The organism is Achromobacter pestifer (assembly GCF_902859625.1).
GTDB lineage: Bacteria > Pseudomonadota > Gammaproteobacteria > Burkholderiales > Burkholderiaceae_B > Achromobacter > Achromobacter pestifer.
The window spans coordinates 1-13,049 of sequence record NZ_CADIJX010000007.1 but is presented as its reverse complement, the minus strand read 5'-3'; the positions used below and the strand labels follow the sequence as shown (position 1 = coordinate 13,049).

Annotated in this window: 11 protein-coding genes; 1 reads left to right on the top strand and 10 read right to left on the bottom strand. The window is 54.6% G+C overall.

From position 1 onward, the window contains the following. Nucleotides 1-8 precede the first annotated feature (8 nt). From HV753_RS23475 to lipA, 10 genes are all read right to left on the bottom strand, one after another. Complete coding sequence (locus tag HV753_RS23475; protein WP_175176993.1) at nucleotides 9-674, bottom strand: class I SAM-dependent methyltransferase; 666 nt, start codon at nucleotides 672-674, stop codon at nucleotides 9-11. Between the two features lie 131 nt (nucleotides 675-805). After that, a complete protein-coding gene (locus HV753_RS23470) occupies nucleotides 806-2,434 on the bottom strand; it encodes a hypothetical protein (protein ID WP_175176992.1) in 1,629 nt (542 codons plus the stop codon). Nucleotides 2,435-2,528: 94 nt separating this feature from the next. Then, nucleotides 2,529-2,906 carry a GtrA family protein gene (locus tag HV753_RS23465; protein ID WP_175176991.1) on the bottom strand — a complete coding sequence of 126 codons (378 nt, stop codon included), beginning with the start codon at nucleotides 2,904-2,906 and terminating at the stop codon, nucleotides 2,529-2,531. A gap of 26 nt (nucleotides 2,907-2,932) precedes the next feature. Beyond that, complete coding sequence (locus HV753_RS23460) at nucleotides 2,933-4,219, bottom strand: NAD(P)/FAD-dependent oxidoreductase (protein ID WP_175176990.1); 1,287 nt, start codon at nucleotides 4,217-4,219, stop codon at nucleotides 2,933-2,935. A 5-nt stretch (nucleotides 4,220-4,224) separates the two neighbouring features. Beyond that, nucleotides 4,225-5,166: an NAD-dependent epimerase/dehydratase family protein gene (locus HV753_RS23455; protein ID WP_175176989.1), complete on the bottom strand. Its 942-nt coding sequence runs from the start codon at nucleotides 5,164-5,166 to the stop codon at nucleotides 4,225-4,227. Between the two features lie 92 nt (nucleotides 5,167-5,258). Next, entirely contained in the window at nucleotides 5,259-6,983 is a 1,725-nt protein-coding gene (locus tag HV753_RS23450) for a hypothetical protein (RefSeq protein WP_175176988.1), read from the bottom strand. Further along, nucleotides 6,984-7,739, bottom strand: a complete 756-nt coding sequence (locus tag HV753_RS23445; RefSeq protein ID WP_175176987.1) for an SDR family NAD(P)-dependent oxidoreductase — start codon at nucleotides 7,737-7,739, stop codon at nucleotides 6,984-6,986. Between the two features lie 2 nt (nucleotides 7,740-7,741). Next, nucleotides 7,742-9,034: an FAD-binding oxidoreductase gene (locus HV753_RS23440; protein ID WP_175176986.1), complete on the bottom strand. Its 1,293-nt coding sequence runs from the start codon at nucleotides 9,032-9,034 to the stop codon at nucleotides 7,742-7,744. Beyond that, the gene (locus HV753_RS23435; protein ID WP_175176985.1) at nucleotides 9,028-10,464 is read right to left on the bottom strand and encodes a UbiA family prenyltransferase; all 1,437 of its coding nucleotides are present in this window, start codon (nucleotides 10,462-10,464) and stop codon (nucleotides 9,028-9,030) included. Before HV753_RS23435 ends, HV753_RS23440 begins: the two co-directional genes overlap by 7 nt. A 390-nt stretch (nucleotides 10,465-10,854) precedes the next feature. Beyond that, complete coding sequence (gene lipA / locus HV753_RS23430; RefSeq protein ID WP_175176984.1) at nucleotides 10,855-11,859, bottom strand: lipoyl synthase; 1,005 nt, start codon at nucleotides 11,857-11,859, stop codon at nucleotides 10,855-10,857. 157 nt (nucleotides 11,860-12,016) lie between these two features. On the opposite strand from lipA, the gene HV753_RS23425 reads away from it, so the two are divergent. Further along, nucleotides 12,017-12,829, top strand: a complete 813-nt coding sequence (locus HV753_RS23425) for a LacI family DNA-binding transcriptional regulator (RefSeq protein ID WP_175176983.1) — start codon at nucleotides 12,017-12,019, stop codon at nucleotides 12,827-12,829. The last annotated feature ends 220 nt before the right edge of the window (nucleotides 12,830-13,049 follow it).

The window sequence follows — 13,049 nt, the reverse complement described above, 5'->3', positions numbered from 1 at the left end:
CCTGCGTTTCAAATTCGTTTTCTTGCAACTATAAAAAACTGTTTGCCAAGCACTTTCCAAGCGAACGGCAACTTTAGATATAGCCAAACCAAGAATGGATGAGTAGGCAAGGCGCTCTGGATTGTGTACGGCAGGAATTTTCCCACACATATTTCGACCTCAAGGCCCTTCAGTTGCAAGGCTTCCATCAGCGACAAGTGGGTAAGACCGAGGTGATGGTCATAGTAATCCCAGTATGCACCGGGCAAATACCGTAGGTTGGGCCCGATAATTATGTATATGCCGCCTGGCCTCAATGAGGCGTGCACTTGCTCGATAAACTGATCTAGCACCTGCTTGTTTGGCAAGTGCTCGAGGAAGTTCGAAGTGAATATGACATCCGCATCGGCCTGAATAACATCACTCAATGCGGTGGCCGGGCATTGGTAGAAAATAATATCGTTGCCCAGAAAATCCTGTGTGTCCGGATTCAGGTCGATGGCAACTTTCTTGCGAGCGTCAATATTATTGATGAACTCTCCGTACCCACAAGCCACATCCACAACGCAGTCGGTCTTTTTTACATACTTCTGAAGGAAGGATCTACAAATAACCCTCCAGATCGCATTCTTCCTCGGCAATATTTCTTTCGCAAATCTATTCCGGTATAGCTCGGCCAAATTAACATCGTCCATCCTTGTCTCCGAAGTGGAATATGCACTCCATATGCTCCAGATGCCAATAGACGATTCGCCTCGCATTTATGGGGAGTCTTTTGCCATCACGTGTAATTGTATCGAACGTATCACTCTGCCGGCTACAAGGGTTAACTCGCGGGCAGACAAATTAGGGTCATGCTCTCGATGACGGCAGTCCCCTCGACTTCCATTGGATCTAACCTCAATACCAAGCCTTCCTTCATGTAGGGAAATGCAAATTGAGCCTTGACCAAACCCTCTGGGTACCAACGTTTCAAAGAATCCACCTCCGAGAAGTAATTCCTGCCGGCCCAGAATAACTGCATTGCCCCTGCCACGGAACGCCTAATTTCGGTCTCAACAGCTACATTTTTTGTGTTTTCAGGGCATTCAAATTTATTCTCGAAGATTAGAATCGGATCATTGCCCGTGGATCGCAAGGCAATCAATTTTCCGTTTCTCTCGACATCCCCTCCCGAAGAAGTTTCTCGGGAAATCAATATATCCTGTTCCAAGTTTTCCGCCAAAGGCAGATGAGTTCTTTGCACCCCCTCGATATACCATCCCGGAAACTCCGGAACGAGAGGATGCAGAGGAATAACAACATTCTGATATTTCGAGAAATCAGCAAACGGACCGAATTGCAGACTGGACTGGGTGTCCCTATGCGCGACTGGAAGGGCTATAGCCAACCATATAGCCCCTATGAGCAGCTGGCACACCAAGGAACGCTTGGTAAAAATCCAAAGCGCGAACAGAATTAAGGTATAGGGCACCCATGTATATCGACTGCCTGACCCAAGCACTATCACTGCCGCCACATTGGATTTGGCCGAGTACATGCTGGCCAACAGCAAGAGCAATGCCATGACGGTCAGCATCACGCCTTGAACCGCAGTAGTCCGCGCCGTCCCACCCGCAGCCCAGTGACTCGCGATACCGACAATCATGGCGATCCACAGCGTAATCGCCCCGGCCCAGCCCAATGGCGCATCCACGCTGAAAAATGCCAACCGACCGAAGCCTACGGCCCAGCTCAGTAGATCGATCGAGCCTCCGTTAACGGCAAGGCGAGGCGAATTGAGCAAGACAGCAGCCTGAATGCACGCGCAGAATAGCGTGGTGACATATATCCAGGCATTGGCGCTGAGATCTTTGAAATACAAGGCCCGTAGCGTCAAAACCGGGAGGATCACAACCGAGAACGGGCCTGTCAGCCCCAAAATCGATAGCCCGAGCAATCGATAGGGCTTGAACCCTAATGAATTGGCGTCGCCAGTCAGGAGGATGATAGCGAACCCGGCGGCAAGCAGCCATTGGGTATTCGTCAACGTAAAAAATACCTCGCCCACGTTCGGCTGGATAGCGACAGCCATCAACAGTATCGCGGTGCCGATGGCACTGACGCCAAGAGTCCAGGAACGTTGAATCAACGTATAGGCCATGAACACGTAGGCAATACACCAGCCCGCCAGTAATACTAGCGGCCTGAAGCTCAGGTCGACGAAACCGGCCAGATAAGCGACTATTCTAGGATAGGCATGCAGATAACCCTGATAGGCCTGCCAGATAGAAGCCACTCCTAGTCGTTGCGCGTCATTGATGAAAACGGAACCGTCTTCAGCCCACAGATACTTTCCTGGTGAGTAGTCCCAACCATCCAGCCTGGGAATTAGTAAAAGTACGGCAAGCAACAACAGGAAAGAAAAAGAAGACCGATTGATCGCCGGCCGGGCATGGACTTCTCTACCATTCATCGGATCTCGCCCCGATTAGATTTATCTTCTTCACGCCACAGGCGGAATACCGTACTTTCTAGCCACACTGGTGAAATGAGGGTTAAAACCGTCATTATTTCCGGAAAGACCAGCGTCGGTGACCGACATAACTCGTGAACACCGGAAATACAACGCCAATCATGTGCGACACGTCTTCAATATATATATCATTGACCCCGGCCCGGGGCAGAACATAGTACGCAAGAGCCATGCTTACAAGCCAGGTTTGCACGGCCGCCACGATATTAACAAGAATAAAGAAAAATACAGACCTATGGAGCGCCTGCGTACTGCCCTTAAAAACAAACAATTTCGTCAATACAAAAGCGGTAATAATCCCAGTTATATAGGCCAATATAATTGCGTTAGAAAAACTCACCCATTGGCTGTATAAAATCCTTGACCCGATATTGACCATCGCAGCAATTCCGCCGGCCAAGAGAAATGACATGAATTGCCGAGAATAGAACTGATTTATCACTTCACAGCATCCCGGGCCATTTTTCTTCCAAAACCAATGCTCTCGGAAATTCCACGGTCTTCTGGATAATAGTATGAGGTATCAGCCACCCACAGGCCCTCGACAGGCAAGGAGACCGGTGGCAATCCACTCAAGTAACCAGGCTCACAAATTGGCTGCGCATATCGGTACCGGCTTGCTCGAATATCGATAAAATCTCCGTCGGACAAAGTGGGATTTATTTTCTTCAGGTAATTCCTGACCTTGCCGATAAAGACGCTGTCCGGATCGGCATAAGTCGGATGCTCGCCGGGGATGTAGAACGGCACATACACCACGCTACTTTTCAGCGGCCTAAGATTCGAATATTCGACCAGTCCTGGAATATCCATATCCACATCATTTATATTCAGCCAAAAATTCTCAGTCACTCGCCTGCGCAATTTTGCAATTACGCAGACAACTGCGACGTTCTTCAAGGCAGAAAACTTCCGCAATATGTCCTCCGGTAGATCCGGCATCAATCTGGGAACAAAAGGCAGCGGTACGGTACTTATTACTTTGTCGAATTTCTCCACCGCCCCATTCACTTCCAAGCCGACGACTTTACCCGCCTCGATGAGAACCTTGCTAACGGGTTGTTTGAGTCGGATATCTCCACCAGACGATTGGATAGCTGCAGCCATTGCATTCAGAAACGTACTGGAGCCGCCTTCCAGATAACCCAGTTTTTCCCGAAATAGACTATACCGGGAACGGCCAATTCTACGGATCCGGCTCCAAATCCATGCGGCCGACAAATTGCTGGTGTATTCGTAAAATTTATACTCGAACAAGCGGCGCCACAGCACCTCATAAGCCTCAGCACCGACCCAGCGTTTGATCCAGCTGGTAGCTTCTACATTATCCAGCGGCTTCCAGTCATTGCGCTTGACTGACAGAAAGGCATGCAGGCCATAACGGACTTTAGCCACCAGGCTCAGCCCCTTGAACTTCAACAACGCGACGGGGTTTCCCCAAGGCTGCAAGCGGTCCTGATACCAATAGCCCATCTTGGTTTCGACCCAGCGCATCTTGTCGCCCAGCCCCAACTCTTCCAGCACATTCAAAAACGCCGTGTCCGAAGTGCAGTGAAAATGGTAATAGCGTTCGATATCCAGTCCGTTGAAGTCAAACGTGGCGGTCATGCCTCCGACGCGATCATCCGCTTCAAACACCACTGGTTGATGCCCGTCCAGAGCAAGCTGATACGCAACGGCAAGCCCCATCGGCCCCGCGCCCAAGACTGCAATTCGTTGGCCCATGATATTCAAAACTCCAGAACTACTTTGCTGTAAACCGGATGATGGAACGTCTCGTCGATTGCCTTAGAAAACGGCGTCGGCGTCACATTGAAAATTGCCGGCCAGTCTATGACTTCGAACTCATCATGCGCTACCAATGCCTTGAGTTGTGCGGCAGTAAACGGCGGATCACGGTCAAACAAGGCGTATATTTTCAGAAGCAAGTAGAACAAGCCATATGGAATCTTGAGCAATGTTGCCTTTGCACCCGTAGAAGACTTGATCGCCCGAATGATATCGATATAGTCTATCTTTTCACGGCCAGTTATATTGAAAATCTCGGGAGAAATACGCGACTCAATGCAACTTATTATAATATCGGCGAAATCTCCGGCATAAAGCGGTTGCCGCATGAACTTTCCATTTCCTGGTATCGGAAATACCGGAACGCGCTGCATGAAGCGCGAGAGCCACCCCAAATGTTTACGGTCGAACCAGCCGAACATGAGCGTCGGGCGGAGAATAGGGCATGGAATTCCACTATCCAGAACCAGCTGTTCCTGCTCTTTCTTCGATCGCGTGTAGAAGTCGTCCGCAACGGATTCCACGACAGAAGAACTGATGTGCACAAGATAAGGCACATCATACTTTTTCACCAGGTCAAGAATATTTTTCGTCGATACGACGTTATTATTCTCAAACTCGGAATAGTTAATTCCACCGATTTGCGCCTGCAGCATCACTACGGAATCCGCATCTTTGAAATGCCGCTCCCATACGCCTGCTTTGGCCAAGTCAGCATACTCGGCGATGATCGACGGCTGGGTCTTGCGAAGAATAGCCAGATTCGCCTCATGCTTATCCAGAACCACAATATTCGTATAACCTCGTTGCTGCAGGCGTGCTACCAGATTCTGCCCCACCAGACCGGCCCCACCTGGTAGTACAATTTTCGCTTCTTTCTTCATGAGTTTAATTACCGAATAAGAGGGTTGGCACGATTGAAAGGGCTATCCGCCACCAGATGCCAAACACCATGCCCTTCTTTTGGGATTAATGATTACTTGACACCAATTTGGGCAGGCGAAATTTTCCCCAGATCCAGCTGGCATGGAACATCTACACCTACTGCCCTAATGGAAATACTCTTGTCACTGCGTTTCAGATAACCGACAAAGCCAGCCTTGACCGCCGATTTCGATACAGAGGAAGCCAAATCTCGGCGGGGTTTCCCCGTCAACGCAAAGCCAATAACAGAGTTGTTTTCCAGAATCTTCACCAACTTCGGCGAATCATCAGCTCGATCGTTGAATATCCATCCAGAAACTCTCCAATAGCCCGCGTCCTCGGGCAGAGCAGTAACCGTTTCCAGACGGCCGGAGCACGCAGCCAGGGCCTCCGACGCGACGTCGGCTCCCAACTCGGCCTTAAGTCCTCGATAGGGGAATCTTCCGAACACGGTCAATCCCCTAGCCTGCGCTGCGCTCGCCATTGCGAGTGGCTCTTCCATCTTGGGATATACCTGGCTAATGAATTCCTGGTCTTTGATTCCTAACTCCAAGGCCAAGGCCGCGATCTCTCTGTTCTGCAGCATATCGACATCGCCCCTTGCTGCACGCACTTGATAGCTCAACATCAAAATAGCGGCCACGACGAAAACAAAGCCTGCTGATTTCGCGCCTCGTGCGCTTCGCGACAATCGGCTATTCAAGTAGAGAACGATCGTAAACGCCAACCATGCCATCAGCGCCGGCGTCGTATAGCGGGAGGAGGTCGCTGATTCCATTCCGAAGATAAGGCGTCCGCCCGCAGTGCCGAAGGCTGAACCACCGATATAGAGGATGAAGAGCAGCAGTGCGATGGATATGGGAGCCTGTCTGGCATTGCGCACGAGACGTAGCGAAAGCCATACAGAGCCCAGAGCAAGTACAGACCCGGCGGCCGCGGCCGCGCCCATTCCAAACACCCCTTTGCCGGTCATGAAGTAAAACGGGCTGCCCAGGTACATCATCGTGTAGACGATAAGTCTGATCGGCTGATCACGCAGGGCATCCGAAAGGTGACCATGGAAAGGCGGCGGCAGATAGGTGGCGAAATAGGCCGTCAGGCATAGCGCAGCAAGCACCACCAATATCACGATGCGCAGCGGGCTCAAGCGAAGGACCAGCGCGCACACCACCATGAGAGGCAGGGCTAATACCCCATTGGCCATCGTTCCTGTCGCCAATACGCCAAAGGCACAAGCCAATGCAAAGTTGGCTGTGCTGTTCTCGCGCTGAATCGAACGGCCGAGCCATACCAACCCGCACATCGGCAGCAGTTGGGCGAGAAAAAACTGGCTCTGGAATCCCCAAGTCAGATTATTATCTTGGGACCAAAAGAACAGTGCGCCGGCGATGAACAACGCCAGCGCATTCCTGGAGCTCACGCTGCGACCGCCATTTTCCGTATCGCGCAACACGATCCAGAACACCCAGATCGCCGCCGCGACGATCACGTAGTTCATGGCGATCAGGAAAATACTGATTCCGCCAAAGTACCTATAATCGAGCCAGAAAAGCACCCTGGATAACAATACGCGGTGTTCGTTGTGCTGACGCCACCAAGCGGACGCAACACCATCCTGGACATCCAGATAAAATTGAAGCGTGCCATCCCACATATCCCAATGAGGAATGGGCGAATACATGCGGATTGCCCCAATCACGGCCAATACCGTCATGGCGGCCGCGAACAGGCCGGCCAAAATATTAAGACGCTGGTTCTTCCACATGGCAGTCGACAATCAGATGTCCATCTTGTTGAAGATGAAGCGGGGCAGGTTGCGGATAACCAGCATGATGACAGCCCACTTTCCTGGTGCGTAGACAACAGGTTTGCCTGCGGCGATTCCCGCGACGATAATGCCGGCCACGTCCTCGACCCGAGCCATGCGCGCATAGGCACCGCCCATCGAAACGGTCATCGGCGTTTGCGTTGGACCCGGTTTGATCAAAACTACCTTGACTCGCGTCTTCGCTAGTCGGTGCTGCAATCCTTGCGCATAACGTTCGACAAGGCCTTTCGCTGCTCCATAGACATAATTCGACTTGCGTCCCCGATCACCCGCTACCGAGCCAATCACGGCCAACGTACCGTGATCTGCCTGCTCCATGCCACATACGAAGGCTTCGGCATACATCACCGGGGAAACCGCATTTACATGAAGGGCCTGCTCGCAGGCGCTGAGATCCGTCTGGCATCTCGCTTGATCCGGCAAATTGCCGTGCGCGATCAATACAAGATCGACGGTCCCTTCTGCCGTAATGGCGTCGACTTGCGCCTCTATCCTCGTGGGATTGGCGAAATCGCCAATTACTGTACGCACTTCCGATCGGGGGCTTCGGATCCGCAGATCAGCAGCGACCCCATCCAGTTTCTCTTGATCACGGCCTATCAGCGTCAAGTCTACGTCCGCGGCGGTAACCCATGCCCGCGCACAATGCTCGGCAATTGACGAGGTAGCGCCCACAATGACAATACGTTTTTTTTTGATCGACACTTTTAATTCCCCATCAGCCGTCGCGAGAGCGCAGAACTAATCCCCGGATCGCGGTAGGACAGAAATTCGGTTAATGCGGGATACCCCGCTTCAAACAGCGCCCTGGGCATGCGTGCGTCCTTCGCCGGATAAATTCGCCCACCCGCCTCTGCCACAATCGAATCCAGGCGTGAAAAAAGACGATGCGTTGTCGGGCCTTTATTCTGAAAATCCAAAGCCAAGGTAACCCCAGGCTGCGGAAAACCCAGCATGCCTACAGATGACTGACTACCGAACGTCTTCAACACAGCCAGGAAGGAGCCCTCGCCAGAGCGGGAGATCTCACGCAGCATCGCACCGATCGCATCACGCCCCACCGATCGCGGCACGACACTCTGATACTGATAAAACCCGGCGGGGCCATACATGCGATTCCATTCCAGCAAATTATCCAAGGGATAAAAGAACGGCGCGTAATGCACGACCTCTCTACCGGCATTCTTCTTCAAATTGAAGTACGCCCAATTGAAAGGTCGTAGCGATAATCGATTGACGAGCGAAATCGGTGGCGTGAACGGCATTTTCCTTGATCGAACCGCAGGGTCGGAGCGCACACCGCCATCGATATGATTGCCGCGCATGAACAGCCCCTTGCCCTCCTTGGAAAGGCAGTCGATCCACGCGACGGTGTACTCCCACGCATGCTCGGCGCCATCCGCCAAGACAAAGAACTCGTCAAGCGTGCGATAAGCCTGCGTCTCCGTGACGAGCCAGGGGCCGGCTACGCGCCGCAACTGTAGCTCTGCAGCCAGAATCACCCCCGTCAGGCCCAATCCGCCTATGGTCGCGGCGAACCAATCCGCATTGGCCTGAGGCGAACATTCGATGCGCTCGCCGTCTGTACGCTGGAGAACAAAGCGAACAACGTGATGGCCAAACGTTCCCAAAATGTGATGGTTCTTGCCATGGACTTCATTGGCGATCGCGCCACCTACGGTAACGATCTGCGTACCAGGAGTGACAGGCAACATCCAACCGCGCGGCACCGCCAATTGCTGAATATCTCGCAGCAGTACCCCCGCCTCACAATAGACACGACCAGTGGATTCATCAAATGACAGGAACCGATCCAGGCCCGACATTTTCCACAGGGAACCTTCGGGATTAAGGCAGGCGTCGCCATAGCTACGTCCCATGCCGAATGCGATACCCGGCGCAGTTTGTCTCAATTGCTGCGCGATATGCGAGCGGTCGGACAAGTCGTGGACGACATGGGGCCGCCTATCCAGACGCCCCCAGGACGAAACCGTCACCATGGCTGCATCACCGTGCCCAGCGTCAGCACCGCGACGAAAACCACGCCTGCGCACAAGCTTGCTTTATCCTTCACCGCGAAAACCAGCGGATCGTCGTGCATATTTCCTCGGTGCGCCTGCATCCACATCCAGCTTACCCAAAAGAGCATGACAGGGACGGCACCCCATACTATTTCGGGCATCTGATAGAGCGTCAGCACTTGGGCACTATTCAAATACAACGCCAACACCAGTACCGACGCATACCCTGCGGTAATACCCAATGTCTGTATCAATGGAGCATCAGACGTGTAATAACCTCGCCCATGCACCTTTTTCTTCCCGCTCAGAATCTGGACCTCCAGCTCGGCATATCGCTTCACAAAGGCGAGCGACAAGAAGAGAAAGACGGAAAAAGCGAGCAACCAGAAGGAGAGGATCAATTCCGCTGCGGCAGCCCCCGCGATAATCCGCAGGGTGTACAAGATCGCCAACACAAGGCAATCCACCAACATAAGGCGCTTCAGGCCCCATGAATATGCGCAGGTCAACAGGAAATACGCTGTCAACCAAGGAATGAATGCCCCGCCCACAAAGAAGGCAAGCAGGTAGCTCGACAGCAGCAGCAATGGCGCGAGCAGCACCCCGTTCCAGATCGGGACGACGCCACTCGCGAAGGGGCGGGTCCGCTTGCGCGCATGCTGCCGATCACTCTCCAAGTCGAACAGATCGTTGGCGATGTAGACCGCCGACGCGCACAGGCTGAAGGAAATAAAAGCAACGATCAAGGACAACCAAGTGTCCATATCGTTCAGTTGATGCCCGGCGATGAAGGGAACGAACAACAGCACATTCTTCATCCATTGATGCATGCGCAGGACTCGGCGCCATACCCTCACGCCGTTCTTTACGGGAGGGAACACCGTTTCGACTTCGCAGCATTCCGCGGCCTTGGAAGGCAGGTCGGCCTTTGCATTGACCACAATGGCCCGGCGAGCCTTGCGCCAAACCGCCAGATCAACCGATGAATTTCCCGCATAATCAAACCCGCCACGGCCAAACCGCGCCTCAAGCGAATCTGCTTTATGGGAACCCGAAAGATTTATGTTCCCGTCGCTTGCCATCACCTCGTCGAAAATACCTAGGTGTGCGCCAATGGCATCAGCAATCGAACGATCCGATGCAGTACACAGGATGAGAGTCCGCCCTTCTTTTTTCTGCTGTTTCAACCAGCACAACAGTTCTTCGTTATAAGGAAGAGACTCCGGATCAAATACCAACGAGCTTGCCAAATGCTGCTTGAGCACGGCTTTGCCCTGCGCCAGCCACTTAGGTATCCGCAACAAGCTTACGGGCCTATCGCGCAAAGCACGCAATGCCGACTCATGCAGCATATCGGTCTTGATCAGGGTGCCATCCAGATCGATTATCAGCGGCGGGGGGAAACTCAACAATAACTCCTACACACAGTCCATTAAAAATCATATGGATGGGCAAAAAGCCGCGCCACATTATCGATACTTTGAAAAAATTTCAATTCTTAATATAAAGCAGAGTGCTTTCTTCGCAGGCCTGCAAAGCATCAATAACAAAGCGGCTGACTGGCTTGGCAGCATGCCTTAGAGGAGTGGTTTCGTCTGCCCCCGCGAAAGGCCCTGCATATTAGCGCCAAAGCCTGCATTCAGGCTGAAATGCTCCTAAAACGCAACTGGGAAAACCCTATTCAGCTGGATGTAGGCAAGTATCCGGGCGGCACTTCCAAGCAATCCGACACGACATCAACTCACAAAAAAAGGGGCTGCCAATGCAGCCCCTTTTTTGTGAGTCAGATCCCTGTCGTCTTAATTCACCCCAGCCGCGTGCGCCTGTTCGTCCGCGTGATAGGACGAGCGGACCATCGCGCCCACCGCCGCATGCGAAAAGCCCATCGCATACGCTTCACGCTCGAACATCGCAAACGTGTCCGGATGCACATAGCGCAGCACGGGCAGGTGGTGCTCCGACGGCTGCAAGTACTGGCCGATCGTCAGCATGTCCACGTTGTGCGCGCGCATGTCGCGCATCACTTGCAGGATTTCCTCGTCCGTCTCGCCCAGGCCCAGCATCAGGCCGGACTTGGTGGGCACTTCCGGATGCAGTTGCTTGAACTCGGCCAGCAGCTTCAGCGAATGCATGTAGTCCGAACCCGGACGCGCCTGCTTGTACAGGCGCGGCACGGTTTCCAGATTGTGATTCATGACGTCCGGAGGACCGGCGTTCAGAATGGTCAACGCACGGTCCAGGCGGCCGCGGAAGTCGGGCACCAGCACTTCGATGCGGGTCGAGGGCGACAGTTCGCGGATGTGCGTGATGCAGTCCACGAAGTGGCCGGCGCCACCGTCGCGCAGATCGTCGCGGTCGACCGACGTGATCACGACATACGACAGCTTCAGCGCGGCGATGGTGCGCGCGAGGTTCTCGGGCTCTTTGGTGTCCAGCGGATCAGGGCGGCCGTGGCCCACATCACAGAACGGGCAGCGGCGCGTGCACTTGTCGCCCATGATCATGAACGTGGCCGTGCCCTTGCCGAAGCATTCACCGATGTTCGGGCAGGAGGCTTCCTCGCACACGGTGTGCAGATTGTGTTCCCGCAGGATGCGCTTGATGTCATAGAAGCGCGAACCGGGCGCGGCGGCCTTCACGCGGATCCACTCGGGCTTCTTCAGGCGTTCAGCCGGAATGATCTTGATGGGGATGCGTGCAGTCTTGGCCTGCGATTTCTGCTTTTGCGTCGGATCGTAGGCGGAGTCCGCAGGCGCGGCGGCGGATTCGTTCGAGGGAACAGGAGACTCGGCGAGCGTGGACATTGGACACCTTCGAAACCGGCGCGCAAAACGGCCCGGTCTGAGACAAAAGAGGCATTTTACCTCCCCGCGCCAGGATTCGCCCCGGAAGGCCGTCTCCCCGGGGCGCCGCCCGTCCGGCTGGGTTATCGTCACGCCTGACGAATCCCCTGAAATTTCCATGTCCGCCCTTCCCCCGCTGCGCCCTATTGCGCTCATCGTCCCCCGCCTGGATGCCGGGCCCGCCAGCCGCGCCATCCAGGCGTCTGCGGAGCGCCTGGCGCCCGCTGGCTACTACCTGGCCGCCGGCCCTTGGCACGAGGCCGCCATGCAGCCCCAACTGGCCGCCTTGCGCCCGGCGGCGGCGCTGGTCATGGGCCCGCTGGATGATCCCGGCCTGCGGGCTGCCCTGGCGGCCTTGGAAATCCCGGTGGTGGAAACCTGGAGCGCAGCGGCGCAGCCGCTGGACAGCGCTGTCGTGATCGACAACGAGGAGGCCGGACGCGCAGCGGCCCGCCACCTGGCTGAGAAACGCCACGCGCTGGTGGCCTGCATCAGCACCGACAATCCGTGGGAACGCGCACGGCGCGAAGGCTTCATCAGTTCGGCCGCAGGGCTGGGCCTGGAGCTGGTTGCCGATATCGTGCAACCCGAGGTGCAACAAATGAACGATGGCCGCATGGCGTTTCTGCGGCTGCTGGCCACCAACACGATCTTCGACGCGGTGTTCTGCACGTCCGACCTGCTGGCCGCAGCGACGGTATCTGAGGCGCACAACCGCGATCTGCACGTGCCGCAAGACCTGGCAGTGCTGGGTTTCACGGAAGATGGCAGCGCGGCACAATGGGCGCAAGGGCTGACGACGTTGGGCATGGACGCCGCCGACCTGGGCCGTCGCGCGGCCCAGCTGCTGCTGGACCGCCTGCAAGGCGAACGAGGCGCCGGCCACCACGAAACGCTGGAAACGGCCTTCACCGCCCGCCTGAGCACGTAGGATGGGTGTAGCGCGAGAAACCGGAGCAAAGAACCCAGGCATCCACCGCGCGCAACCCATCAATCGCCGATTTTGCCGTGGCAGGAATTGAGAAGAACCCAGCGCCGTCTGATGGGTTGCGCGCGCTGAAAGTCTCGTTCTTGGCAATGCATCCGCGCGCTACACCCATCCTACAGTTCTCACCCTGCACGTAGGATGGGTGTAGCGCGAAAGACCGGAG